Annotated in this window: 25 protein-coding genes and 5 tRNA genes; 26 read left to right on the forward strand and 4 right to left on the reverse strand. The window is 31.7% G+C overall.

From position 1 onward, the window contains the following. Nucleotides 1–2: 2 nt before the first annotated feature. Both map and sfsA read right to left on the reverse strand, forming a co-directional pair. Nucleotides 3–773, reverse strand: a complete 771-nt coding sequence (gene map, locus ACTTBK_RS01800; protein WP_440618328.1) for a type I methionyl aminopeptidase — start codon at nt 771–773, stop codon at nt 3–5. After that, a complete protein-coding gene (gene sfsA / locus ACTTBK_RS01805) occupies nt 766–1464 on the reverse strand; it encodes a DNA/RNA nuclease SfsA (RefSeq protein ID WP_440618329.1) in 699 nt (232 codons plus the stop codon). Before sfsA ends, map begins: the two co-directional genes overlap by 8 nt. Nucleotides 1465–1484: 20 nt before the next feature. Between sfsA and ACTTBK_RS01810 the strand changes: the two genes are divergently transcribed. The 5 genes from ACTTBK_RS01810 (at nt 1485) to ACTTBK_RS01830 (ending at nt 4838) form a co-directional block, all read left to right on the forward strand. Further along, nucleotides 1485–2234 carry a competence/damage-inducible protein A gene (locus ACTTBK_RS01810; RefSeq protein WP_440618330.1) on the forward strand — a complete coding sequence of 250 codons (750 nt, stop codon included), beginning with the start codon at nt 1485–1487 and terminating at the stop codon, nt 2232–2234. Then, complete coding sequence (locus ACTTBK_RS01815; RefSeq protein ID WP_440618331.1) at nt 2234–2635, forward strand: gamma-glutamylcyclotransferase family protein; 402 nt, start codon at nt 2234–2236, stop codon at nt 2633–2635. The genes ACTTBK_RS01810 and ACTTBK_RS01815 overlap by 1 nt, the downstream gene beginning before the upstream one ends. Before the next feature lie 5 nt (nt 2636–2640). Beyond that, nucleotides 2641–3933 carry an NAD(P)H-dependent oxidoreductase gene (locus ACTTBK_RS01820; RefSeq protein ID WP_440618332.1) on the forward strand — a complete coding sequence of 431 codons (1293 nt, stop codon included), beginning with the start codon at nt 2641–2643 and terminating at the stop codon, nt 3931–3933. Between the two features lie 44 nt (nt 3934–3977). Next, a tRNA-Leu gene (locus ACTTBK_RS01825) sits at nt 3978–4063 on the forward strand. A gap of 4 nt (nt 4064–4067) precedes the next feature. Continuing rightward, complete coding sequence (locus ACTTBK_RS01830) at nt 4068–4838, forward strand: NAD kinase (protein WP_440618333.1); 771 nt, start codon at nt 4068–4070, stop codon at nt 4836–4838. 152 nt (nt 4839–4990) lie between these two features. Here the strand turns inward: ACTTBK_RS01830 and ACTTBK_RS01835 are convergent. Further along, nucleotides 4991–5066: transfer RNA gene (locus ACTTBK_RS01835), tRNA-Thr, on the reverse strand. Nucleotides 5067–5099: 33 nt separating this feature from the next. Beyond that, the gene (gene rlmB, locus ACTTBK_RS01840) at nt 5100–5843 is read right to left on the reverse strand and encodes a 23S rRNA (guanosine(2251)-2'-O)-methyltransferase RlmB (RefSeq protein WP_440618334.1); all 744 of its coding nucleotides are present in this window, start codon (nt 5841–5843) and stop codon (nt 5100–5102) included. A gap of 130 nt (nt 5844–5973) precedes the next feature. Here rlmB and ACTTBK_RS01845 point away from each other — a divergent pair. The 21 genes from ACTTBK_RS01845 to rpsS all read left to right on the forward strand — a co-directional run bounded on the left by ACTTBK_RS01845 (nt 5974) and on the right by rpsS (nt 24734). Next, nucleotides 5974–6059 (forward strand) — tRNA-Tyr (locus ACTTBK_RS01845). Nucleotides 6060–6105: 46 nt separating this feature from the next. Further along, a tRNA-Gly gene (locus ACTTBK_RS01850) sits at nt 6106–6179 on the forward strand. A gap of 47 nt (nt 6180–6226) precedes the next feature. Next, nucleotides 6227–7417, forward strand: coding sequence for an elongation factor Tu (tuf, locus tag ACTTBK_RS01855; protein ID WP_262589086.1), 1191 nt, complete (start codon nt 6227–6229; stop codon nt 7415–7417). 10 nt (nt 7418–7427) lie between these two features. Further along, nucleotides 7428–7503: transfer RNA gene (locus tag ACTTBK_RS01860), tRNA-Trp, on the forward strand. A 17-nt stretch (nt 7504–7520) separates the two neighbouring features. Beyond that, nucleotides 7521–7712 carry a preprotein translocase subunit SecE gene (gene secE / locus ACTTBK_RS01865; RefSeq protein ID WP_262589088.1) on the forward strand — a complete coding sequence of 64 codons (192 nt, stop codon included), beginning with the start codon at nt 7521–7523 and terminating at the stop codon, nt 7710–7712. Beyond that, nucleotides 7712–8242 carry a transcription termination/antitermination protein NusG gene (nusG, locus tag ACTTBK_RS01870; protein WP_262589089.1) on the forward strand — a complete coding sequence of 177 codons (531 nt, stop codon included), beginning with the start codon at nt 7712–7714 and terminating at the stop codon, nt 8240–8242. The genes secE and nusG overlap by 1 nt, the downstream gene beginning before the upstream one ends. Next, nucleotides 8242–8667: a 50S ribosomal protein L11 gene (gene rplK, locus ACTTBK_RS01875; protein ID WP_262589090.1), complete on the forward strand. Its 426-nt coding sequence runs from the start codon at nt 8242–8244 to the stop codon at nt 8665–8667. Before nusG ends, rplK begins: the two co-directional genes overlap by 1 nt. Then, the gene (gene rplA, locus ACTTBK_RS01880; protein WP_440618335.1) at nt 8667–9356 is read left to right on the forward strand and encodes a 50S ribosomal protein L1; all 690 of its coding nucleotides are present in this window, start codon (nt 8667–8669) and stop codon (nt 9354–9356) included. The genes rplK and rplA overlap by 1 nt, the downstream gene beginning before the upstream one ends. Nucleotides 9357–9361: 5 nt before the next feature. Continuing rightward, entirely contained in the window at nt 9362–9880 is a 519-nt protein-coding gene (gene rplJ / locus ACTTBK_RS01885; RefSeq protein ID WP_440619474.1) for a 50S ribosomal protein L10, read from the forward strand. Between the two features lie 6 nt (nt 9881–9886). Beyond that, nucleotides 9887–10252 carry a 50S ribosomal protein L7/L12 gene (gene rplL / locus ACTTBK_RS01890; RefSeq protein WP_440618336.1) on the forward strand — a complete coding sequence of 122 codons (366 nt, stop codon included), beginning with the start codon at nt 9887–9889 and terminating at the stop codon, nt 10250–10252. Nucleotides 10253–10308: 56 nt separating this feature from the next. Continuing rightward, complete coding sequence (rpoB, locus tag ACTTBK_RS01895; RefSeq protein ID WP_440618337.1) at nt 10309–14394, forward strand: DNA-directed RNA polymerase subunit beta; 4086 nt, start codon at nt 10309–10311, stop codon at nt 14392–14394. Further along, nucleotides 14394–18566 carry a DNA-directed RNA polymerase subunit beta' gene (rpoC, locus tag ACTTBK_RS01900; protein WP_440618338.1) on the forward strand — a complete coding sequence of 1391 codons (4173 nt, stop codon included), beginning with the start codon at nt 14394–14396 and terminating at the stop codon, nt 18564–18566. The genes rpoB and rpoC overlap by 1 nt, the downstream gene beginning before the upstream one ends. A gap of 169 nt (nt 18567–18735) precedes the next feature. After that, complete coding sequence (rpsL, locus tag ACTTBK_RS01905) at nt 18736–19107, forward strand: 30S ribosomal protein S12 (protein ID WP_075506813.1); 372 nt, start codon at nt 18736–18738, stop codon at nt 19105–19107. Further along, nucleotides 19107–19577 carry a 30S ribosomal protein S7 gene (gene rpsG / locus ACTTBK_RS01910; protein WP_440618339.1) on the forward strand — a complete coding sequence of 157 codons (471 nt, stop codon included), beginning with the start codon at nt 19107–19109 and terminating at the stop codon, nt 19575–19577. Before rpsL ends, rpsG begins: the two co-directional genes overlap by 1 nt. Before the next feature lie 6 nt (nt 19578–19583). Further along, nucleotides 19584–21662: an elongation factor G gene (gene fusA / locus ACTTBK_RS01915; RefSeq protein WP_440618340.1), complete on the forward strand. Its 2079-nt coding sequence runs from the start codon at nt 19584–19586 to the stop codon at nt 21660–21662. After that, nucleotides 21662–21970 carry a 30S ribosomal protein S10 gene (gene rpsJ, locus ACTTBK_RS01920; protein WP_023853699.1) on the forward strand — a complete coding sequence of 103 codons (309 nt, stop codon included), beginning with the start codon at nt 21662–21664 and terminating at the stop codon, nt 21968–21970. Before fusA ends, rpsJ begins: the two co-directional genes overlap by 1 nt. A 2-nt stretch (nt 21971–21972) precedes the next feature. Beyond that, nucleotides 21973–22683, forward strand: a complete 711-nt coding sequence (gene rplC / locus ACTTBK_RS01925) for a 50S ribosomal protein L3 (protein ID WP_428080010.1) — start codon at nt 21973–21975, stop codon at nt 22681–22683. Continuing rightward, entirely contained in the window at nt 22683–23306 is a 624-nt protein-coding gene (gene rplD / locus ACTTBK_RS01930; protein ID WP_262589100.1) for a 50S ribosomal protein L4, read from the forward strand. Before rplC ends, rplD begins: the two co-directional genes overlap by 1 nt. 1 nt (nt 23307) lies before the next feature. Then, complete coding sequence (rplW, locus tag ACTTBK_RS01935) at nt 23308–23601, forward strand: 50S ribosomal protein L23 (protein WP_262589101.1); 294 nt, start codon at nt 23308–23310, stop codon at nt 23599–23601. A 3-nt stretch (nt 23602–23604) separates the two neighbouring features. Then, a complete protein-coding gene (gene rplB, locus ACTTBK_RS01940) occupies nt 23605–24444 on the forward strand; it encodes a 50S ribosomal protein L2 (protein WP_075506807.1) in 840 nt (279 codons plus the stop codon). Continuing rightward, a complete protein-coding gene (gene rpsS / locus ACTTBK_RS01945) occupies nt 24444–24734 on the forward strand; it encodes a 30S ribosomal protein S19 (protein ID WP_075506806.1) in 291 nt (96 codons plus the stop codon). The genes rplB and rpsS overlap by 1 nt, the downstream gene beginning before the upstream one ends.

Here is a 24734-nt window from a genome sequence, read left to right on the forward strand (position 1 = left end):
AATTATAAGTATGGAGGCTTTGAATAACCTTTAGCAGATTCTGTAAAGATTTCATAACCATTTTCAGTAATTCCTAACGTATGTTCAAATTGCGCTGATAAAGATTTATCTTTTGTGACAGCAGTCCAACCATCATTTAACATTTTAACATCATATTTACCTGAATTTATCATAGGCTCTATTGTAAAAGTCATACCAGGTTTTAATTCTGGTCCTGAGTTTTTACTTCCATAATGTAAAATGTTTGGTGGTTCATGAAATGTTGTGCTTATACCGTGACCACAAAAATCTCTTACAACAGAGTATCCTTTTTGTTCAACAAATGATTGAATTTCATAACCAATATCACCTAATTTAATTCCTGGTTTTAAAATTCGAATTGCTCTCATCATAGATTCGTAAGTAGCGTCTATAAGATTATTCAATTTAATTGGTGTCTTACCAATACAAAACATTCTACTGGTATCACCATAATGTTCATCTACAATTGCTGTAACATCAACGTTAACCGCATCACCATCTCTTAGAATTCTATCGGAAGGAATTCCATGACACACAACATGATTTAGTGAAGTACATAAAGATTTTGTAAAACCTCTATAGTAGAGTGGAGCAGAGTGACCTCCATTATCTCTTATAAACTCATATCCTAATTTATCTATATAGTCTGTAGAGACACCTTCCTTAATGTTATCAGTTAACATATCAAGTGTCCTTGCTGCTAAATCACCAGCAACTCTCATTTTTTCAAATTTTTCTTTATAATCACTCATCTAAAATTTTAAGTTTTTTATCTATAATAATTTTTTTTGAACTTATATCACATCTATAAGCTAGAAAATTTACACCAGCTTTTTTAGCTTTTTTATAATTTTTATAATATTCTTCATCGATATCTTTAGCTATTTTAAAATATTTCATGTTTTGAATTTGAACTAAAAATATCAGATAACCCTTGTAGCCTTTATTTATGGCATCAATAAGAGTTAATAAATGCTTAGATCCTCTTGAAGTAATGGCATCTGGAAACTCAGCAGTTTCTTTATCTCTAAATAACGTAACGTTCTTGACCTCTACAAAGCTTTTTTTATTTTTTTTTTCTAGTAAAAAATCAAATCTAGTTTCCTTATTAAAGAATACCTCTGGTTTTATTTTATCGTTATTTTTTAATTCTTTGATCAAATTATTTTCGATAGCATGATTTACTATCTTGTTAGCCATATGAGTATTGACACCTACTAAATTTTTTCTTGATTTAATTATTTCAAGTCCAAACTTTAGTTTTCGCTTAGGATCATTATTTGGTAGTAAATAAACTTCATTACCTTCATCTAATAAACCTTTCATAGATCCTGTGTTAGGACAATGAGCTGTGACAATTTCTTTACCAAGTTTTATATCGGTAAAAAACCTTTTGTAACGTTTGATTAGTTTGCCTTTTACTAAAGACTTGGTAAATTCCATGAGTAAATTATATATTTCATATGGATAAAAAAGCAAAATTTAAAGCTTCTATTTTAATTATTGGTAATGAAATTTTATCTGGAAGAACACAAGATACTAATACCTCAACATTAGCAACTTGGTTAAATTCTATAGGGGTAAAGGTTGATGAAGTTAGAGTAATTCCCGATGTAGAAAATATTATAGTTGAAACACTAAATTTACTTAGATCAAAATATGATTATGTTTTTACAACTGGAGGTATTGGGCCTACTCACGATGATATAACAGCTCAATCAGTTTCAAAAGCATTTGGAGTAAAATATGAAGTTCACAAAGAAGCTTTCAAAATTCTAGAAGAATATTATCAACCTGGAGAATTTAATGAGGGAAGACAAAAAATGGCATGGATGCCTGAAAATGCAAATCTCATTTTGAATCCAACAAGTGGCGCTCCAGGATTTAATGTTGAGAATGTTTATTCACTACCAGGGGTTCCTTCTATATTAAAATCCATGTTAGGTGGATTAACAAATAATATCGTTGGAGGTGAACCAATCAAAAGCTTAACTATAAGTTTAAGAACAGTTGAAAGTGAAATAGCAAGTTCATTAACAAAAGTACAAAATAATAATTTGGACGTAGAGATTGGCAGCTACCCATTTTTTCATGCTGGTAAGCTTGGTGTATCGATAGTTATTAGATCAGAAGATCAAAATAAAATTGATGATTGTAATTCGCAGATTTTAAAATTTGTTAATGAAAAAAAAATTGAGGTAGTTGAGCGCTAATGTTGTATTTTGCTTACGGTAGCAATCTTCATCATTTTCAAATGAAACGAAGATGCAAAGACAGTATTTATTTAAAAAAAATAAATTTAAAAGATTTTAAATTAACATTTAGAAGCAAATATAGAGCAGCAGACATTGAGCCAAAAAAAAATTCAATCGTACCAGGTGGATTATTTGAAATTTCAAAAAGTGATGAGAAAAAGTTAGATGTTTATGAGGATTTTCCAATTTTATATAAAAAACATTATTTTTATTATTATGGAAAAAAAGTTATGACCTATACAATGGTTAAGAAATCATCTTTTAAGTTTCCTACAGAAAGATATCTAAACATAGTTAAAAGAGGATATAAAGATTGCAAGTTAGATAAAAAATTTCTCACAAAAGCTTTAAAATTTTAATTGAAATGTTTTTGCACACAAAATTAGAGGACCGAAAACATCCAATAAGAGTGGCTTTTATTGGATGCGGAAAATTTGTAAGTATGTTTTTATCTCAATATTCTAACTTAAATAAAATTAAAATTGATAGCATAGTTGACCTAAATATTGACCAAGCAAAAAAAAATTGTTTAAAAAGTGGAGTAAGTGAAGAAGAGGTATCTAAAATTAATTTTTCAACTTCTCTTGATCAAATTATTGATAGAAATATTGAAATCTTTATTGAAGCAACAGGAAACCCTATTGTAGGCACTGTCCATGCAACAAAGATTTTGAAAGAAAAGAAACATTTGATTTTAGTTAATGTGGAAGCAGATATCACATGTGGAAAATATTTATCAGATTTAGCTAAAGAAAATGGAGTTATTTGTTCGATGGCTTATGGTGACCAACCTTCGTTAATTCTAGAACAAATTGAATGGGCTAGACTTAATGGTTTTGAAGTTATTTGTGCCGGAAAAGGAACAAAATACCATCCAAGTTTTGAATATTCCACACCCGATACAGTTTGGGGTCATTATGGCTTAACGAAAGAAAGGGCGGAGAATGAGTCAGGAATGAATCCTAAAATGTTTAATAGTTTTTTATGTGGTGACAAATCTGCAATTGAAATGTGTGCAGTAAGCAATGCTGCAAATCTTAAATGTTCTTCTAACGGATTAACCTTTCCACCAGTTGGAGTTTATGACATTGCAAAAAAATTAATACCAAAAAAAGATGGTGGATTAATAGATTTTGAAGGTCAAGTTGAAGTTATATCAAGTATTGATTTAAATAAAAAAGATATTCCTAATGACTTGAGGTGGGGCGTATACATTGTCATTAAAGCTCAAAATGAATATGTAAAAAATTGTTTTAAAGATTATGGAATGGTTACAGATTCATCTGGAAACTATTCAGCAATATGGAGACCCTATCATTATATTGGTTTAGAACTTGCTCAGTCTATATATTCTATAGCGCTTGATAATAGAGCAACAGGTTATACCAAGAAATATAATGCAGATGTTGCGAGTGTTGCAAAAAAAGATTTAAAAGTTGGCGAAAAGCTTGATGGAGAAGGAGGGTTTTGTGCAAGAGGTAAATTAATTACATCTGAAAATTCGAAAAATGAAAAGTTGTTGCCACTTGGTTTAACCGATAATGCAATATTGAAAAAAAATATCAGTAAAGATGAAATAATAAAAATTAGTGATGTTGAGCTTAATTTGCCAAAAGAGGTAATAGCAGCTAGAGATTATCAATACAATTTAATATAGTTGAGTTATAAATAATTGTGGATATAACAGTGAAATTCATTAATGCCCTCGTGGTGAAATTGGTAGACACAAAGGACTTAAAATCCTTGCCGCTTGCGGAGTGCCAGTTCGAGTCTGGCCGAGGGCACCATTAAATGAACAAACTACAAATTATTTCTGATAAAAATAATAAATCATTAAATATAAAAAATATTTTATTAAAAAAAATTAGTTCTAATAATTTTCAAAACAAAAATTTAACTATTGTTATTGGAGGGGATGGTTTTATGCTCCAAACTCTTAAAAGAAACAAAAATTCTAATAAATTTTTCTATGGGATTAACTCTGGAAACTACGGTTTTCTAATGAATAAATTTTCCTCAAAAGATATTATAAAAAATCTTTCCAAAGCAAATATGGTTTCAATTTCTCCTTTAGAGATGATTGTAAGAAATAAAAATAATCAAATCAAAAAATCTATAGCTATTAATGAAGTTTCTGTATTAAGACAGAGCAGACAAGCAGCTTCGTTATCAATTAAACAAGGTTCTAGACAAATTATAAAAAAATTAATTTCTGATGGAGTTTTGGTGTCTACACCTGCTGGAAGCACTGCTTACAATTTATCTGTTCATGGACCTATATTAAGCCTTCATTCAAAAAAATTATCTATATCTCCAATTAGCGCATTTAGACCAAGAAGGTGGAAGGGTAAAGTAGTTAATGATAAATCTAAAATTGTTATTACAAATCTAAATCCATCTAAGAGACCCATCAGTGCAGTTGCAGATAATTTAGAAGTAAGAAATGCAAAATCTATTACTGTGAAAATAAATAATAAAATTAAGTTTAATCTTCTCTATGATAAAAATAGAAGTCTACAAAAAAAAATTAAAATTGAACAAATAAGAAAAGAAACAAGTTAGATTTAATGAATAAATTTAATCCAATTATAATAGTTACTTTAGTTATACTTGTAGGATTTTTTGCATTTAAATTAATGTCATTCTTTGGTTGCTATGTTCGTATCGAGAATTTTGATAAGTGTTTGAAGTTAACTGCTTGGTAAAGAAAGAAGTGGTGCCCCCGCACGGATTCGAACCGCGGACCTATTGATTACAAATCAATTGCTCTACCAACTGAGCTACAAGGGCATGCGCAATAATTATTAATTATTTGTTAAATAATCAACTCTTTTTTTTTAAATAACTTAAATGATGAAACACTATTGCTGCACTATTTGATATATTCAAACTTTCTATTTCTTCATTGATGTCAATTTTGACAAAAAAGTCTGCATATTTACCAGTGTGTTGCCTCATTCCAAATCCTTCTGATCCAAAAAGTAAAATATTATTTCCTTCCCATTTGACATCAGTAAAATCCTTTTGGCTCTTTGAATCAAAACCATAAACCCAAAAATTTCTTTCTCTTAAATTTTTTAAGGTAGAATTAATATTTGAAACTTCAAAAATATTTACATGCTCCATACATCCGCTCGCTGATTTGTACATTAGTTTACTATCCTTTGGAAAATGTCTCTCTTTAATTATTACACCATCAATTTTAAAAGATGCTGCGCTTCTAATGAGTGAACCGATATTTCTTGGATCAGTAACTTCATCCAAACATACAAAGGTTAAATTATTTTTTTCTTTAATAAATTCTTTTAATTCTGGTTGATCTAAATGTTCAATCTCAGCAACATATCCATTATGCATTAATTGTTCTTTTGATGAGTATTTGTCTAACTCTTTTTTTGATTTAAAATAGACTTTTACCTCTTCAAGAAGATTTTTATTTGGATTTTTTCTATGAATATTTTTTTTAGCATCCTCTGTCAAAAACACTCTTAAAACTTTCCTATTTGGATTACGTAATGCTTCCATTACCGCATGTTGACCAACAATAAAAAAAGATGATTTATTCATAAAATTATGATGTGTTTTACACGTTTTTTAATAGTTTTTCTTAATAAATCACGTGTTGCATTTGGATAAATAAAATATATAAAACGCATGTTATTTGAAGCTATATTGAACAAGGGGACACTTCCCCAAAGGAGGGGTTCCAGAGCGGTCAAATGGGGCGGGCTGTAAACCCGTTGACTTCGGTCTTCGAAAGTTCGAATCTTTCCCCCTCCACCATTTAATATGATTTTAAATAACAATGGAGTGTTACTCTTGGGGTTGTGCGGGTGTAGTTCAATGGTAGAACGCTAGCCTTCCAAGCTGGATGTAAGGGTTCGATTCCCTTTACCCGCTCCAAGAAATTAAAGTAAGAAACAAAAAAAAAAAACTGAGGTTAAAAAGAAATGTCAAAAGAAAAATTCGTACGAAGTAAACCCCACTGTAACATTGGGACTATTGGTCATGTCGACCATGGTAAAACAACTCTTACTGCAGCTATAACAAATGTATTAGCTGAAGCTGGTGGTGGAACAGCTGTAGCATACGATCAAATCGATAAAGCTCCAGAGGAAAAAGAAAGAGGAATTACAATTTCAACAGCACACGTTGAATATGAAACTGAAAAAAGACACTATGCTCATGTGGACTGTCCTGGTCACGCTGACTATGTAAAAAATATGATTACAGGTGCAGCACAAATGGATGGTGCGATATTAGTTGTTAATGCAGCTGATGGTCCTATGCCACAAACAAGAGAACATATTCTTTTAGGAAGACAAGTTGGTATTCCAGCAATTGTTGTTTACTTAAATAAAGTAGACCAAGTTGATGATAAAGATATGATTGAACTTGTAGAAGAAGAAATTAGAGAACTTTTAACTTCATATAAATATCCTGGAGATACAACTCCAATCGTTAAAGGTTCTGCTTTAGCAGCAGTTGAAAAAAGAGATGATGAAATTGGAAAAAATTCAATTTTAGAATTAATGAAAGCTGTTGACGAACATATCCCGCAACCAGCTAGAGAAGTTGACAAACCATTCTTGATGCCAGTTGAGGACGTATTTTCAATTTCAGGAAGAGGAACAGTTGCAACTGGAAGAGTAGAATCTGGTGTAATTAAAACTGGTGAGGAAGTTGAAATCGTTGGAATTAAAGAAACAAAAAAATCAGTTTGTACTGGAGTAGAAATGTTTAGAAAACTTTTAGACTCAGGTGAAGCTGGTGATAACGTAGGAATTTTATTGAGAGGTATTGAAAGAACTGACATTGAAAGAGGTCAAGTTCTTTGTAAGCCTGGATCAATAACTCCTCATACTAAATTTGAAGCTCAAGCCTATATTCTTAAAAAAGACGAGGGTGGAAGACACACTCCTTTCTTTACAAAATATAGACCGCAGTTTTATTTTAGAACAACAGACGTTACAGGAGAAGTAGAATTACCAGCAGGTACTGAAATGGTTATGCCAGGTGATGATGCTAAATTCACTGTTAAACTGATTACACCTATTGCAATGGCAGAAAAATTAAACTTTGCTATTAGAGAAGGTGGTAGAACTGTTGGAGCAGGAGTAGTAACTAAAATTATAGAGTAACTCTATAAATAGGAGTGTAGCTCAATTGGTAGAGCGCCGGTCTCCAAAACCGGAGGCTGAGGGTTCGAGTCCCTCCGCTCCTGCCAATTTGAGCTAAAGAATTATGAAGAACCCGATTAAATTTATTCAGGAAGTAAAACAAGAGGCATTCAAAGTTACTTGGCCTACTTGGAAAGAAACTTTGCAAGGTGCTTTAATGGTATTTGTTATGGCAGTTGTAATGTCTTTATTCTTTCTTTTGTTAGATCAGGTTCTTAAATTCTTCTTAGAACTGTTGTTAAAGGTGAGTATTTAATGAAAAATTGGTACATTGTTCAATCACACTCCAGTTTTGAAAATAAAGTTGCTTCATTAATTAAAGAAGAAGCAGATAAGGCTAAAATAAGTGAGAAATTTGAAGAAATTATAGTTCCAACTCACGATGTTACGGAAGTTAAAAGAGGAAAGAGAATTCAAAGAAAAAAGAAATATTTTCCTGGATACGTACTAATAAAGAGTGAAATGGATAACAATATTTATCATATGATCAAAGGAATAAAGAGAGTTAGTGGTTTCCTTGGATCAAAAGGTATCCCAGTACCTGTTTCTGATAAGGAAGTTGAGAAGATTTTAGGCCAAATTAAAGATGGTGTGGCTCAGCCAAAATCTGGTATAGATTACAGTGTTGGTGAAAAAGTTCAGGTTGTTGATGGTCCATTTGCATCATTTAATGGAATGATTGAAGAAATTGATGAAGAAAAAGCTAGACTTAAGGTGTCAGTTTCTATATTTGGTCGTCCAACACCGGTAGATTTAGAATATAACCAAGTTGAGAAAGTAAGTTAATGGCAAAAGAAATAAGTGGATTTATAAAGTTACAAATTAAAGGCGGACAAGCTAATCCCGCTCCTCCTGTTGGTCCTGCTTTAGGTCAGCGTGGTGTTAATATAATGGAATTTTGTAAAGCATTTAATGACAAAACAAAATCTATGGCTGGAAAACCTGTTCCAGTTGAAATTACTGTTTATAAAGATAAAAAATTTGATTTTAAAATTAAATCACCACCAGCATCTTTTTATATTAAAGAAGCTGTTAAATTAAAAGGTGGATCAAAAGAGCCAGGGAGAAATATTGTAGCTTCAATTTCAAAAAAACAATTAGAAGATATTGCTAAAGAAAAAATGAACGATTTAAATGCCCACGATATAAACGAAGCAGTAAAAATTATTGCAGGTTCAGCTAGATCAATGGGTATAGAGGTGAAAGAATAATGGCTTCAAAAAGATATAAAAAATTGCCAGAAAAAACTAAAGACTTAAATGCAGAATCTATTGAAAAATTATTACCTGAACTAAAAAAAAACTGCACAACAAAATTCGATGAATCTCTAGATTTAAGTTTTCAAATAAATAACAAACAAAAGAAAAGTGAAGTCAACATTAGAACTGTAGTAAATCTTCCAGGAGGAACAGGCAAGAAAGTAAAAGTTGCTGTTGTTTGTGAAGATAATAAAGCTCAAGAAGCAAAAGATGCAGGCGCAGATATTGTTGGTGGAGATGAATTTGTTGAACAAATAAAAGGTGGGGATTTAAATTTTGAAAAATTAATTTGTACACCAGGAATGATGATTAAACTTTCGAAATTAGGAAAAGTTTTAGGTCCAAAAGGATTAATGCCAAATCCAAAACTTGGTTCAGTATCTGAAAATATTAAACAAGCAGTTACTGATGCAAAATCAGGACAAGTTGAAATTAGAAATGATAAAGATGGAAATATTGGGGTAAGTATTGGAAAAAAATCATTCAGTGATGATCAATTATTAAAAAATTATAATGCAATAATAGATGCATTAGAAAAAGAAAAGTCTAACAACACACTCAAAGGTGATTTAATAAAAGGTGTTTTTGCAACTTCTACTATGGGTGTTTCATACAAAGTTAAATTAGGAAAATCGATATAGTTATGATGAACAAAGAACAAAAGAAAAATTATATTGAAGAAATGACTTCTAAATTTGAGAGTAGTAAAGCTGTGATGGTTACACACTATCAAGGCTTAACAATGACACAATTAGATGATTTAAGAGCAAAAATGAGAGAGCATGGTATCGTCTTTAAGATCACTAAAAACAGAATCACAAAATTAGCATTAGAAAAAACTAAGTGTAAAGATTTATCCAATCTTTTCACAGGTCCAACAGCGGTTGCATTTGGTGAAGATGCAATAATGTCTGCAAGGATCTTATCCAAATTTGCTAAAGATAATGAAAATCTCAAATTAATTGGCGGAATAATGGATGATGAGGTCCTGGATCAGGCCGGTGTCCAAAATGTTGCTAGTTTACCTACACTTGATGAAGCAAGAGCTAGTATTGTAGGTATTTTAAACGCTCCAGCCTCAAAATTAATTAGTATTTTGCTTGCACATTCAGAAAAAATGAGTAGTTTGTCCGCAGAAAATTCTGAAACACAACCCAAAGAGTAGAAAAATATGCCAGACCTAAATAAAATTATTGAAGACTTATCAAGTTTGACTGTTGCTGAAGCAGCCGAGCTTTCAAAACAGTTAGAAGAAAAGTGGGGTGTAACTCCAATGGCAGCAGCAGCTCCAGCAGCAGTAGGTGGTGCAGCTCCAGCAGAAGAAAAAGATGATTTCACTATCATGTTAGTTTCTGCAGGTGATAAAAAAATTAATGTTATCAAAGAAGTAAGAGCAGCTACTTCATTAGGTTTAAAAGAAGCAAAAGATCTTGTAGAGGGAGCACCAAAAGAAGTTAAATCTGGTGTTAACAAAAAAGATGCCGAAGAGATCAAAGCTAAGTTAGAAGCTGCTGGCGCAAAAGTAGAACTTAAATAAATTAATTAGAAAGAATTCATATACTGATTATTTTTAATCAGTATTAATAAATATAGATGCAATTATCTTTTACTGAAAAAAAAAACATTAGAAAAAGTTTTGGTAAACTAAAAGAAAGCTTATCAATTCCAAATCTTATTGAAGTTCAAAAAAATTCTTACAAAGAATTAACTGAATTCTATGCTGAAACCGAATTAACAAAAGGTTTTGATAGAGTTTTTAAAAGTATTTTTCCAATTGAAGATTTAAATGACAAAGCAACTCTTGAATATGTTTCATACAGGTTAGAGAAGCCTAAATTTGATGTTGAAGAATGTATAACAAGAGGTCTAACTTATTCTTCAGCTCTTAAATGTACTTTAAGATTAGTTGTTTACGAAATAGATCAAGAAAACAATACTAAAGATATTTTATCAGCAAAAGAACAAGAAGTTTACATGGGTGAAGTACCTATGATGACTAATAGTGGAACGTTTATTACCAATGGTGTTCAACGTGTTGTTGTAAACCAAATGCATAGAAGTCCAGGAGTTTTCTTTGACCATGATAAAGGAAAAACTCATGCAAGTGGAAAATTATTATTTAATTGTAGAGTAATACCTAATAGGGGATCATGGTTAGATTTTGAATATGATGTTAAAGATTTTTTATATTTTAAAATTGATAGAAAGAAAAAAATATTTGCTTCAACGTTACTTTTAGCTTTAGGTTTTTCTAAATCAGAAATTGTTGATGAGTTTTATGATAGTGAGCAATATACTTTTGATCCTAAGACAGAAAAATGGAAAACTAAATTTAATCCTGAGAATTACAAGGCTAAAAATTTTTCTGAAGAAGTAATTGATGCAAAAACTGGTGAAGTAGTCATAAAATTAGGAGATAAGATAAATTTTTTAAATGCTAAAAAATTAGCTAACGACGGACTTAAAGATATTTTAGTATCAAGAGAATCTCTTTTTGGAAAATTCTTACATAGAAATGTTGAAGTAAGTGATGATGAAGAAGGTTCGTTTAAAATTGGTACTGAACTAAATGATACAATAATTCAACAAATACTGGATGCAAATATTCACTCTTTAAAAATATCGGTAACAAATTCCATAAACAAAGGACCTTATTTATTAACAACTGTTTTAGCAGACAAAAATAACTCCAAAGACGAGGCTATAACTGAAATATATAAAATGTTAAGACCGGGTGAACCACCAACAATAGAGATAGCCACTCAAATATTTAACAATCTTTTCTTTAGCTCAGACAGATACGATTTATCTGATGTTGGTAGAGTGAAAATGAATTCAAGATTGAACCAAGAGTGTTCTGATAAAATTACGATCTTAAGAAATGATGATATTATAGCGATTATTCACAAAATGTTAGATTTACGAGATGGTAAAGATGATGTTGATGATATTGACCATTTAGGAAATAGAAGAGTACGTTCTGTAGGTGAACTAGTTGAAAACCAAGCAAGAATTGGTGTTTACAGAATGGAAAGAGCAATTAAAGAAAAAATGACTACCCTAGATGTTGAGTCTGCAATGCCACAAGATTTAATTAACGCAAAACCACTAACTGTTTCGTTAAAAGACTTCTTTGCTAGCTCTCAACTTTCACAGTTTATGGATCAAACGAACCCATTATCTGAAATCACACATAAAAGAAGAGTTTCTGCTCTAGGACCAGGTGGACTAACAAGAGAAAGAGCAGGATTTGAAGTTCGAGACGTTCACCCAACTCACTATGGAAGAATTTGTCCAATCGAGACACCAGAGGGACCAAACATTGGTTTAATAAATAGTTTATCCACTTATGCAAAAATAAATAAATATGGCTTTATTGAGAGCCCATATAAAAAAGTAAAAGATGGAGTTGTGCAAGATAAGGTTGAATATCTATCTGCAATGGAAGAAACCAAATTTACAATTGCTCAAGCAAATACAAAGTTAGATAAAAATGGAAAGATAGTTGAGGAGCTTGTTTCTTGCAGACAAAATTTAAACTTCCTTTTATCAAAACCAGATGCAATTGATTATATCGATGTTTCACCAAAACAACTTGTTTCTGTTGCAGCATCTTTAATACCTTTCTTGGAAAATGACGATGCAAACAGAGCTCTAATGGGCTCTAACATGATGAGACAAGCAGTTCCTCTTTTAAAACCAGAATCTCCATTAGTTGGTACTGGAATTGAAAGTGATGTGGCTTTAGACTCTGGTGTAACGATTGTTGCTAAGAGAGATGGAGTTGTAGATAAAATTGATGGTAAGAGAATTGTTATTAAAGTAACAGAAGAAACTGATTTCAGTGAATCAGGTGTAGATATTTATAACTTACAAAAATTTAAAAGATCAAACCAAAACACATGTATCAACCAAAGACCACTTGTTAGAGTTGGTGATAAAGTTAAATCTGGTGATATTATTGCAGATGGTCCATCAACAAAATTAGGTGAATTAGCACTTGGAAAAAATGTAACAGTAGCATTTATGCCATGGCAAGGTTACAACTTTGAAGACTCAATTTTGATTTCAGAAAGATGTGTAACTGACGATGTATTTACTTCAGTACATATTGAAGAATATGAAATAATGGCAAGAGACACAAAACTTGGAGAAGAAGAAATTACCAGAGATATTCCTAATGTTAACGAGGAAGCTTTAAAAAATCTTGATGAGTCAGGAATAGTTTACATTGGAGCTGAAGTAAACGCTGGAGATATTTTAGTTGGAAAAGTTACACCAAAAGGTGATTCAGCATCAGGACCAGAAGAAAAACTATTAAGATCAATCTTTGGAGAAAAAGCTATTGATGTAACTGATACATCTTTGAGAATGTCAAGAGGTGCTAGTGGTACAGTTGTTGATGTAAGAGTATTTAACAGACATGGTATTGAAAAAGACGAAAGATCAATAACTATTGAAAGAGCTGAAATTGAACAAGTTCAGCAAGATAAATTAGTAGAGGAAGAAATTTTAGAGAGAAGCATTAAACAAAGAGCTTCACAAATTTTATCAGGATCATCATTAACTAAAAAAGTAAAAGATTTATCTGAAGGAACAAAACTTGATTTTGATGCAATTAATAATCTATCTATAAATGATGTATTTAAAATAACAGTTGGAAATGTAAATGATGAAGCGACTTTGGCACAACTTAAAGATCAATACAACAAAGCAAAACAAGACATTACAGAAAGATTTGAAGATAAAGTTTTAAAAATTAGAAGTGGTGATGATTTATTACCAAGTGTTATGAAAATGGTAAAAGTTTTTGTAGCTATTAAGAGAAGATTAAGACCAGGTGATAAAATGTCAGGACGACATGGTAATAAGGGCGTCGTTAGTAAAATAGTACCAGTTGAAGATATGCCATACAGAGAAGATGGTAGACCAGTTGATATTGTTTTAAACCCTCTAGGTGTTCCAAGTAGGATGAATGTAGGTCAAATTTTAGAAACTCACCTTGGTTGGGCTTGTAAAGAATTTGGTGAACAGATTAAAAATTTAGTTAACGAAAATAATAAAAAGATCGAAAGAACTGAAAAAATAGAAAAATTTTTAAAATCTGTTTATGGAGAAAATACTTTCAATGAAAAAGTAGACAAATTAAGTAAGAACGAATTTAAAGACCTGTGTGAAAATTTACAAAATGGGATTGCAATATCCACTCCTGTTTTTGATGGCGCTAAAGAGAAAAATGTAACTGAAATGTTAGAGTTAGCGAACTTACCAGGATCTGGACAAACTTATTTATGGGATGGAAGAACTGGAGAAAAATTTGACAGACCAGTTACAGTTGGAATAATTTATATGCTGAAACTTCATCATTTAGTTGAAGATAAAATTCATGCAAGATCTACAGGTCCTTACAGTTTGGTTACACAACAACCTCTTGGTGGTAAAGCACAATTAGGTGGCCAAAGATTTGGAGAAATGGAAGTATGGGCTCTTGAAGCTTACGGAGCTTCTTATACTTTACAAGAAATTTTGACTGTAAAATCAGATGACGTTGCTGGAAGAGTTAAAGTTTACGAAACTATAGTTAAAGGTGAAGAGAATTTCGAATCTGGTATTCCAGAGTCATTTAACGTCTTAGTTAAAGAAATTAAATCATTAGCATTAAACGTGGAGCTTAATTAATGAAAAAAGAATTAACTGATTTATTTAAAGGAAGCGAAATTTCAGAAGCGCAAAATTTTAATAGTATTAAAATTTCTTTAGCTAGCCCTGAGAAAATTAAATCTTGGACATTTGGTGAAATTAAAAAACCTGAAACTATAAATTATAGAACATTTAGACCAGAGAAAGATGGTCTGTTCTGTGCAAGAATTTTTGGACCAATCAAAGATTATGAATGTTTATGTGGAAAGTATAAACGAATGAAGTTTAGAGGTATTATTTGTGAAAAATGTGGCGTTGAGGTAACAAAATCTAATGTAAGAAGAGAGAGAATGGGTCACATTAATCTTGCAACTCCTGTGGCACACATTTGGTTTTTAAAATCATTACCAAGTAGAATTGCACTTGCTGTAGACATGAAGTTGAAAGAAATTGAGAGAGTTCTTTATTTTGAAAACTTTATAGTAATCGAACCAGGACTTACTGGATTACAAAAAAACCAACTTTTAAATGAGGAAGAATTAGCAAAATATCAGGATGAATTTGGAGAGGAAAGCTTTACTGCAGGTATTGGAGCAGAAGCTGTTCTTGAGATGTTAAAAAATCTTGACTTAGAATTAGAGAGAAAAAATCTTGTTAGCTTTATTAAAGAGACTAAATCTAAAGTTAATGAAGAAAGAGCAATTAAGAGATTAAAATTAATAGAGTCATTTCTCGAAACTGGTCAAAAACCAGAATGGATGATTATGACTGTGGTTCCTGTTATTCCACCAGAATTAAGACCATTGGTTCCGCTAGATGGTGGTAGATTTGCTACTTCAGATCTTAACGATTTATATAGAAGAGTTATTAACAGAAATAATAGATTAAAAAGATTAATGGATCTTAAAGCTCCAGACATCATTGTTAGAAATGAAAAAAGAATGCTTCAAGAATCTGTTGATGCTCTTTTCGATAATGGAAGAAGAGGTCGTGTTATTACTGGAACAGGTAAAAGACCACTTAAATCTCTTGCAGAAATGCTTAAAGGTAAGCAGGGTAGATTTAGACAAAACTTATTAGGAAAAAGGGTAGATTACTCTGGAAGATCAGTAATTGTTGTCGGTCCAGATTTAAAATTACATGAGTGTGGATTACCAAAAAAAATGGCTTTGGAGTTATTTAAACCATTTTTATACGCAAGATTAAACAAATTAGGTTTAGCATCTACAATTAAACAAGCTAAAAAATTAGTAGAGAAAGAAACTAATGCTGTATGGGATGCACTAGAGTTAATCGTGAGAGAGCACCCTGTTTTATTAAATAGAGCACCAACACTTCATAGACTTGGTGTTCAAGCTTTTGAACCAAAATTAATTGAAGGTGATGCAATTGAGCTACACCCTTTAACTTGTGCAGCTTTTAATGCTGATTTTGATGGTGACCAAATGGCTGTTCATGTACCTTTAAGTTTGGAAGCTCAGTTGGAAGCAAGAATATTAATGCTATCAACAAACAACATTCTATCTCCTTCAAATGGTAAACCAATAATCGTTCCAAGTCAGGATATGATTTTAGGAATATATTATCTTTCTCAGGAACCAGTATCGGATAAACCATCTGGATACTTTACTAATTCTGATCAAATAGAGTTTGCATTATCTTCAGGTGAAATTAACGTTCATAGCACTATTATTTCAAGATATGAAACTGTTGATGAACAAGGAAATAAGAAGATTGAAAAATATACATCAACTGCAGGAAGATTTTTATTAGCCAATCTATTACCAAAAAATAGCAATATCAAATTTTCATTAGTTGATAGATTGCTACCGAAAAAAGTTGTTTCCGAAATAATTGATGTTGTTTTCAGATTCTGTGGTCAGAAAACGACAGTTATTTTCTGTGATAAACTTAAAGATTTAGGATTTAAGCATGCATTTAAAGCAGGAATTTCATTTGGAAAAGATGATTTAATTATTCCTGAAAATAAAACTCAATTAATTGATGATACTAAAAAATTAATTGCTGATTATGAAACTCAATATGCTGAAGGTTTGATTACAAGAGGTGAGAAGTACAACAAGGTTGTCGACGCATGGTCTAAATGTACTGATAAAGTTGCGGGTGAAATGATGAAAAGAATTTCTGCAACTGAAAAAACAGAAGAGGGCTTAAAAATAAACTCTGTATTTATGATGGCTGATAGCGGTGCCAGAGGTTCAGCAGCGCAAATGAAACAATTAGCTGGTATGAGAGGATTAATTGCAAAACCTTCAGGTGAAATTATTGAAAGTCCAATTATCTCTAACTTTAAAGAAGGTTTAACAGCTTTAGAGTATTTTAATTCTACACACGGAGCAAGAAAAGGATTAGCAGATACTGCGCTTAAAACAGCAAGCTCTGGTTATTTAACAAGAAGATTGTGTGATGTTGCTCAAGATTTAACAGTAACAAAAATTAAATGTGAAGAACCAGGTTTTATTGAACTATCAGAGATCTTAGAGGGTGGTAATGTAGTTGTTAGTTTAGCAGAAAGAGCACTAGGTAGAGTTACAGCTGCTGAAGTGAAAAATCCTTTAAGTGGTGAGGTAATAATCAAAAAGTCTGAAATGATAGATGAGGCAGGCTGTGATAAAATTGATGCAGCAGGTGTTAAATCTATAAAAGTTTATTCAGTAATGACTTGTAGTTCTAAAGAGGGTGTTTGTGCTACTTGTTACGGAAGAGATTTATCTAGAGGTAAAATGGTGCATGTGGGTGAAGCAATTGGTATGATTTCAGCTCAATCAATTGGAGAACCAGGTACGCAGTTAACGATGAGAACATTCCACGTTGGGGGAACAGCTTCGGTTAAACAAGATAACCAAATTATCAGCAAAAGCGATGGAACATTAAAAATTATTAACTCAAATATTCTAGAAGATTCTAAAAAGAATTTAATTGTTATGGGAAGAAATACTCAACTTTCTATAGAGGATGATAAAGGAGTTCAAATAGCAGTATATAAAGTTGCTTATGGATCAAGATTATTTTTTAATAATGGAGATAGAGTTAAAGCAAATACAAAAATTTGTGAGTGGGATCCATATACAACTCCAGTTATTGCTGAAAAGAGCGGTATTGCAAGTTATGTTGATTTGATAGATGGTGTTTCAATTCAAGAAACTACTGATGATGCAACTGGTATTTCATCAAAATCTGTGATTGATTGGAGAGGTCAATCTAAGAGTACAGATTTAAAACCAAGGATTACTTTAAGAGATGAAAAAGGAAATGTAATTAAAAAAGCTGATGACAATGAAGCTAGATATTACTTAGTTCCAGATTCAATTTTATCAATTAAGGATGGTCAAAAAGTTTATGCTGGTGATGTTATTGCAAGATTGCCTAAAGAAACAACAAAAACTAAAGATATTACTGGAGGTCTTCCAAGAGTAGCTGAACTTTTCGAAGCTAGAAAAGCTAAGGACAGTGCTATTATTGCTGAAAATGATGGAAGCGTTGTTTTTGGAAAAGAAGTAAGAGGTAAGCAAAGAATTTCGATCGTTCCTGAAGACGGATCAGAACCATCAAATTATTTAATTCCAAAAGGAAAACACATTAACTTTAATCCCGGTGAAAAAATTCAAAAAGGTGAATATCTTTTAGATGGACAGCCTTTACCGCATGATATTTTAAGAATTTTAGGCATTAAAGAATTAACAGAATATTTTGTTAATCAAGTTCAAGAAGTATATCGATTACAAGGTGTAATTATTAACGATAAACATATTGAAACAATTTTAAGACAAATGCTTAAGAAAGTTGAAGTTAAGGTATCTGGAGATTCAAGTTATTTACCAGGTGAAGTGGTTGATAGAATCAAGTTTGATAATACTAATGAAAAATTAGTTGCTGAAGGCAAAACTCCTGCAGTTGGTGAAAGAGTTTTAATGGGTATTACTAAAGCTTCACTTCAAACAGAATCATTCATTTCTGCTGCATCTTTCCAAGAGACAACAAGAGTATTAACAGATGCTGCAATTAAAGGGAAAGTTGATCCATTAAATGGTTTAAAAGAGAACGTAATAGTTGGAAGATTAGTTCCTGCTGGTACAGGTAATATCAAGAACAGATGGAATAATAAGGCCTTGGAAGATGATAATAGCTTCTTAGCAGAACAGGATAAACTTGAAGCTTCTGAGCCTGAAGAAACGCAAGTAAATCAATAAAAAAATCACCTAAAAATTGCAGTTTTAGTTTGACAATAGCTGATTAATAAGTATTTTGGCGATGTTTTTGGTTGGAATGTAGTGCTCTTGAGGTACTAAACGCTGCCACAAAATAACCTGTCAGTTATTTTCATCTCAAAAATAAATTAATTAATTTTAAAAAAAAATTATGCCAACTATTAATCAGTTGTTAAGAAAAAAAAGAGTTAAACAAGTTTCTAGGAACAAAGTTCCTGCTTTACAAAAGCAACCTTTAAAAAGAGGTGTTTGTGTCAAAGTTTATACAACCACTCCAAAAAAACCAAACTCTGCATTAAGAAAAGTTGCTAGAGTTAGATTGTCAAACGGTTTTGAAGTAACTGCTTATATCCCAGGCGAAGGACATAACTTACAAGAACACTCAGTAGTACTAATTAGAGGTGGAAGGGTTAAAGATTTACCTGGTGTTAGATATCATATCTTAAGAGGAAATTTAGATACACAAGGTGTTGCAAATAGAAAACAGAGAAGATCTTTATACGGAACAAAAAAAGGTAAATAATGTCTAGAAAAAAAACTCAACCCAAAAAAAATGTAGTTCCAGATCCAAAATTTAATTCAACTATAATTCCAAAATTAATAAACAACATTATGTATGATGGCAAAAGAGGTATTGCTGCAAAAATAGTTTATGAAGCAATAGAGAAATTCAAAACGAAAACTAAAGATGAACCTATAAATATTTTTAATGAAGCAATTAACAATATCAAGCCCACTGTAGAGGTTAGATCACGAAGAGTAGGTGGTGCAACATACCAAGTTCCAGTTGAGGTAAAAAGTAAAAGAGCCCAAGCACTTGCAATAAGATGGTTAGTTGATTCTGCTAGAAAAAGAAAAGATAAACACATGGCAGATAAAATTTTTAACGAACTGTATGATGCTTATGAAAAAAAAGGTGCTGCAGTAAAAAAACGAGAGGATGTTCATAAAATGGCAGAGTCTAATAAGGCATTTGCGCATTTTAGATGGTAAAAAATTATGGCTAGAACTCATACATTAGATAAATATAGAAACATTGGGATCATGGCCCACATAGACGCTGGTAAAACAACTACTACAGAAAGAATATTATATTATACAGGAAAAAGTCATAAAATTGGTGAAGTACATGACGGTGCTGCAACAATGGACTGGATGGAGCAAGAACAAGAAAGAGGTATCACAATTACTTCTGCAGCAACAACTTGTTTCTGGAATGACCACAGGGTTAATATAATTGATACTCCAGGCCACGTAGATTTTACAATTGAAGTAGAAAGATCTTTAAAAGTATTAGATGGTGCTGTGGCTGTATTTGATGGAGTTGCTGGTGTAGAGCCTCAATCTGAGACAGTATGGAGACAAGCAGACAAATATAAAGTTCCGAGAATTTGTTTTGTAAATAAACTTGATAGAACTGGTGCAGATTTCTTTAGATGTGTTGATATGATCAGAGATAGATTGGGAGCTAAACCATTAGTTTTACAAGTACCTATTGGAATTGAAGCTTCTTTAACTGGTGTTGTTGACCTAGTTAAAATGAAAGCTCAAGTATGGAAAAATGAAGCATTAGGTGCTGAGTGGGAATATAAAGATATACCTGATGATTTAAAAGAAATTTCAGAAAAATACAGAACTGAATTAATTGAGTCTGCAGTTGAGCAAGACGAAAAGTTAATGGAAGCGTATTTAAATGGTGATGAAATTAAAGAGGAAGATTTAGTAAAGTGCATTAGAAAAGGAACTTTAAATTTTAGCTTTGTTCCTGTTTTAACTGGTTCAGCTTTTAAAAATAAAGGTGTTCAACCTTTATTAGATGCAGTTATTAATTACCTTCCAAGTCCAGTGGATATTGGATCTATTAAAGGAACTAAAGTTGGTTCAGATGATGAAATTGAAATGAAATTCGAGGATGGATCGTCTTTTTCAGGTTTAGCATTTAAAGTTGCAAATGATCCATTTGTTGGTTCATTAACATTTGTTAGAATTTATTCAGGTACAATTAAATCAGGTACAGCTGTGTACAATTCTTCATCAGATAAAGAAGAAAGAGTTGGTCGTATGCTTTTAATGCACGCAAACTCTAGAGAAGATATTAAAGAAGCAAATGCAGGTGATATTGTTTCTTTGGCAGGTTTAAAAAATACTATGACAGGTCATACTTTGTGTGACAAAGAAAATCCTGTTTTATTAGAGCCAATGGAATTTCCTGAACCAGTAATTGAAATTGCTGTTGAGCCTAAAACAAAAGGTGACCAAGAAAAAATGGGTGAAGCTTTAGCAAGATTAGCTAAAGAAGATCCATCATTTAGAGTATCATCTGACGAGGAATCTGGTCAAACAATCATCAAAGGTATGGGAGAACTTCACTTAGATATTATTGTTGATCGTATGAAAAGAGAATTTAAAGTTGAGGCAAATGTTGGAGCTCCACAAGTTGCTTACAGGGAGACAATAGAAAAATCAGCTGAATTTGAATATATACATAAAAAACAAAGTGGTGGCGCTGGTCAATTCGCTAAAGTAAAATTGTTTGTTGAACCTCAAGAACCAGGTAAGGGTAGAGAGGTTGAAAGTGCCATTAAAGGTGGAGCTATTCCAAAAGAATTTATACCTGGTGTTGAAAAAGGTATTGAGACAATTTCTGATAGTGGAATATTAGCAGGTTTTCCTATGATTGATTACAAAGTAACGATTGTTGACGGTTTACACCATGATGTAGACTCAAGTGTTCTAGCATTTGAACTTGCCAGCAGAGCATGTTTCAAAGAAGCTTGTACACAAGGTGGGTTAAAGCTCTTAGAGCCTATTATGAGAGTGGAAGTTGTTACCCCAGAAGATTATATGGGCGATGTAATTGGTGATTTAAACAGTAGAAGAGGTCAAATTAGCACTCAAGAGCAAAGAGGAAATGCAACTGTTATAACAGCAATGGTCCCTTTAGCTAATATGTTTGGCTACATTAATAATCTTAGATCAATGTCACAAGGAAGAGCGCAATATTCAATGTTCTTCGATCATTATTCTAAAGTTCCACAAAACGTTCAAGATGAAGTAACTAAAAAGGTAGCAGGTTAATGGAAAAACAAAATATTAGAATTAAACTAAGAGCATACGACAATAAAGTCTTAGATGCTTCTACCGAGGAAATAGTTAATACAGTTAAAAGAACTGGAGCTACTATAAAGGGTCCAATACCACTTCCTACAAGAATTGAAAGATATACAGTTTTAAGATCTCCACACATTGATAAAAAAAGTAGAGAGCAATTTGAGTCTAGAACCCACAAAAGATTAATTGATATTATTGAACCAACACCACAAACAGTAGAGGCTTTGATGAAACTAGACTTAGCTTCTGGTGTAGATGTGGAGATAAAAATATAATTATGAGTGAGATAGCTTTATTAGGTAAGAAAATTGGCATGACTAGAGAGTTTTATAAATCTGGTCAATTAGTACCTGTTACAGTTCTTAAAGTTGAAAAAGCTAGAGTTATTCAAGTAATTGAGGAAGAAAAAAGAGGTTATAAAGCTGTTCAACTTGGATATGGAAAAATAAAAAATTCAAAATTAACAAAAGCAATGAAAGGTGTTTTTGCAAAGAAAAACACTGAAGCTAAGAAAAAATTAAAAGAATTTAGAGTGAACGATACTTCTGCCTATAAAGAAGGAAATGAATTTGGTTTAGAAATTTTCAAAGATATTAAATTTGTAGATACAAGATCAAAAACAATTGGAAAAGGTTTTGCTGGTGCTATGAAGAGACATAACTTTGGTGGCTTAAGAGCCAGTCATGGTGTTTCTATTTCTCATAGAGCTCATGGTTCAACAGGACACAGTCAAGATCCAGGTAAAGTTTTTAAAGGGAAAAAAATGGCTGGTCATATGGGTGATAAGCTAAGAACAATGCAAAATATCGAAATAATAAAAACAGATTTAGAAAATGAGCTACTTTATTTAAAAGGATCTATTCCAGGATCAAAAAATGCTGAAGTGATGGTTAAAAGATCAGTTAAAAATATAAATAAAATGACAATCAGTGAAAAATTAGCTGCAGCTGAGGAAGCAAAAAAAACACCAGATAAGAAGAAAAAATAATGAAATTAGATAAAATTAGCATAGACGGAAAAAAAGATACTATTGAAGTGTTAGACAAAATATTTTCTGCAAAAATTAATCAAAAGTTAGTTGCTAGTGTTTTGTACAAAACAAACGCTAACTACAAAGGTAGACACGCTAAGACTAAACAACAAAATGAGGTAAAAGGTCCGACATCAAAAATTTATGCACAAAAAGGAACTGGTGGAGCAAGACACGCTAGTAGAAAAGCTCCTATTTTTGTTGGTGGTGGTATAGCTCATGGTCCAAAAGGTGAATTAGCTTATAAAAAAAGAAAGTTGAACAAAAATGAAAAGAAACAAAGTGTTGCTTCTTTAATTACTGAAAAAAATAATAATAAGAACTTATTGATTTTAAATGATTTTAATTCTGAAATTAAAAAAACAAAAGAAATGAATTCAATAATTAACAAATTGGAGATTTCTAATTCACTAATTATTCTTGATAAAAATTCAAAAGATAAGATAGAAAAATCTGTAAGAAATATTCCAAACGTTAAAGTTACTGATGTAAATCATTTTAGTGCATACGATATAATAAAATTTAAGAAAGTTGTTTTTACAGAAAGTTCAGTAAAAGAATTGGAGAAAAGGTATTCTTAATATGGATAAAATTCATTTATACGACAAAATTCTTTTTCCAGTTGTTACTGAGAAATCAACAAACTTATCTGAATTGAATAAAATTACTTTCAAGGTTCCTGATGGTGCTAACAAAAAAAACCTGAAAAAAAATATTGAAAAAATTTTTAAGGTTAATGTCACTAAAATTAACATCATCAATAAACAAAATAGAACTAAACTTACTAGAGGTAAAAAAGTAAAAGTTTCAGGATACAAAAAAGCAATCATAACTCTAAAAAAAGGTCAAAGCATTGATCTAACAACAGGAATTTAATAAATGGCATTAAAAACTTTTAAACCATACACAAAATCGACGAGAGGTACTATTTTAGTAGATAGAACAGGTCTGTGGAAAGGTAAACCTTTTAAAACTCTTGTTTCTCCAAAAAATGCTATGAAGGGAAGAAATAACAATGGACACATCACTTCAATTAACAGAGCAGGTGGCCATAAGAAAATGTATAGACATGTTGATTTTTATAGAAAAAAATTCGACATGGAGGCTACTGTTGAAAGAATAGAATACGATCCGAATAGATCTTGCTACATAATGTTGGTTAAATTTGAAGATGGAACACATTCGTATTTTTTAGCTCCTCAAAAAATTAAAGTTGGTGATAAGATTGAGAGTGGATCAAAAAAAGAGATTAAAATTGGAAATTGCATGCCGCTACAAGATATACCAGTTGGTATCAATATTCATAACGTTGAAATTCAACCAGGTGGTGGCGGTAAAATAGCTAGAGCAGCTGGTTCTTCAGTTACGATTAGTGGATTAGATGGAAATTATAGTTTAATTAAATTAGCATCAGGGGAAGTACGTAAAATAGACTCAAGGGCTTTAGCTACTATTGGAATATTAAGTAATCCTGATCAAAAAAATATTAAAATTGGTAAAGCTGGTAGATCAAGATGGTTGGGAAGAAGACCTCATACTAGAGGTGTTGTTAAAAACCCAGTAGATCACCCACATGGAGGTGGTGAAGGTAAGTCAGCCGGAGGAAGACATCCGGTGTCTCCAACAGGACAATCAGCAAAAGGTTTAAAGACTAGAGATAATAAGAGAACAGATAAATTTATAGTTAAGAGAAGAAATAAAAGGAAGGATACTAAGTAATGGCTAGAGCTGTATGGAAAGGACCATTTGTTGAAGAAAGCTTGATGAAAAAAGTAGACAAGTACAAAGATGATCCGAAGAAAATTCCAATTAAAACTTGGTCTAGAAAATCTACTATTCTTCCAGATTTTGTAGGGGTAGCTTTTCAAATATATAATGGTAAAAAATTTATTCCAATAACAGTATCAGAAGATATGGTTGGTCATAAATTAGGAGAGTTTGCGCCAACAAGAACTTTCTTTGGACACACACCAGCTGACAAGAAAGCTAAACCAGCAGAGAAAAAATAA

This window comes from Candidatus Pelagibacter sp. HIMB1493, assembly GCF_052047995.1.
Classification (GTDB): domain Bacteria; phylum Pseudomonadota; class Alphaproteobacteria; order Pelagibacterales; family Pelagibacteraceae; genus Pelagibacter.

Bases quoted from the DNA above. Each gene is read 5' to 3' on its own strand.
- rlmB (WP_440618334.1), bottom strand. From the start codon at position 5,843: ATGAATAAATCATCTTTTTTTATTGTTGGTCAACATGCGGTAATGGAA.
- nusG (WP_262589089.1), top strand. From the start codon at position 7,712: ATGAAAAATTGGTACATTGTTCAATCACACTCCAGTTTTGAAAATAAA.
- rpsL (WP_075506813.1), top strand. From the start codon at position 18,736: ATGCCAACTATTAATCAGTTGTTAAGAAAAAAAAGAGTTAAACAAGTT.
- rpsS (WP_075506806.1), top strand. From the start codon at position 24,444: ATGGCTAGAGCTGTATGGAAAGGACCATTTGTTGAAGAAAGCTTGATG.
- rplC (WP_428080010.1), top strand. From the start codon at position 21,973: ATGAGTGAGATAGCTTTATTAGGTAAGAAAATTGGCATGACTAGAGAG.
- rpoC (WP_440618338.1), top strand. From the start codon at position 14,394: ATGAAAAAAGAATTAACTGATTTATTTAAAGGAAGCGAAATTTCAGAA.
- rplK (WP_262589090.1), top strand. From the start codon at position 8,242: ATGGCAAAAGAAATAAGTGGATTTATAAAGTTACAAATTAAAGGCGGA.
- rplJ (WP_440619474.1), top strand. From the start codon at position 9,362: ATGAACAAAGAACAAAAGAAAAATTATATTGAAGAAATGACTTCTAAA.
- rplA (WP_440618335.1), top strand. From the start codon at position 8,667: ATGGCTTCAAAAAGATATAAAAAATTGCCAGAAAAAACTAAAGACTTA.
- rpsJ (WP_023853699.1), top strand. From the start codon at position 21,662: ATGGAAAAACAAAATATTAGAATTAAACTAAGAGCATACGACAATAAA.
- rpsG (WP_440618339.1), top strand. From the start codon at position 19,107: ATGTCTAGAAAAAAAACTCAACCCAAAAAAAATGTAGTTCCAGATCCA.
- ACTTBK_RS01815 (WP_440618331.1), top strand. From the start codon at position 2,234: ATGTTGTATTTTGCTTACGGTAGCAATCTTCATCATTTTCAAATGAAA.
- rplL (WP_440618336.1), top strand. From the start codon at position 9,887: ATGCCAGACCTAAATAAAATTATTGAAGACTTATCAAGTTTGACTGTT.
- rplB (WP_075506807.1), top strand. From the start codon at position 23,605: ATGGCATTAAAAACTTTTAAACCATACACAAAATCGACGAGAGGTACT.
- map (WP_440618328.1), bottom strand. From the start codon at position 773: ATGAGTGATTATAAAGAAAAATTTGAAAAAATGAGAGTTGCTGGTGAT.
- fusA (WP_440618340.1), top strand. From the start codon at position 19,584: ATGGCTAGAACTCATACATTAGATAAATATAGAAACATTGGGATCATG.
- ACTTBK_RS01810 (WP_440618330.1), top strand. From the start codon at position 1,485: ATGGATAAAAAAGCAAAATTTAAAGCTTCTATTTTAATTATTGGTAAT.
- rpoB (WP_440618337.1), top strand. From the start codon at position 10,309: ATGCAATTATCTTTTACTGAAAAAAAAAACATTAGAAAAAGTTTTGGT.
- tuf (WP_262589086.1), top strand. From the start codon at position 6,227: ATGTCAAAAGAAAAATTCGTACGAAGTAAACCCCACTGTAACATTGGG.
- rplD (WP_262589100.1), top strand. From the start codon at position 22,683: ATGAAATTAGATAAAATTAGCATAGACGGAAAAAAAGATACTATTGAA.
- ACTTBK_RS01820 (WP_440618332.1), top strand. From the start codon at position 2,641: ATGTTTTTGCACACAAAATTAGAGGACCGAAAACATCCAATAAGAGTG.
- sfsA (WP_440618329.1), bottom strand. From the start codon at position 1,464: ATGGAATTTACCAAGTCTTTAGTAAAAGGCAAACTAATCAAACGTTAC.
- rplW (WP_262589101.1), top strand. From the start codon at position 23,308: ATGGATAAAATTCATTTATACGACAAAATTCTTTTTCCAGTTGTTACT.
- ACTTBK_RS01830 (WP_440618333.1), top strand. From the start codon at position 4,068: ATGAACAAACTACAAATTATTTCTGATAAAAATAATAAATCATTAAAT.
- secE (WP_262589088.1), top strand. From the start codon at position 7,521: ATGAAGAACCCGATTAAATTTATTCAGGAAGTAAAACAAGAGGCATTC.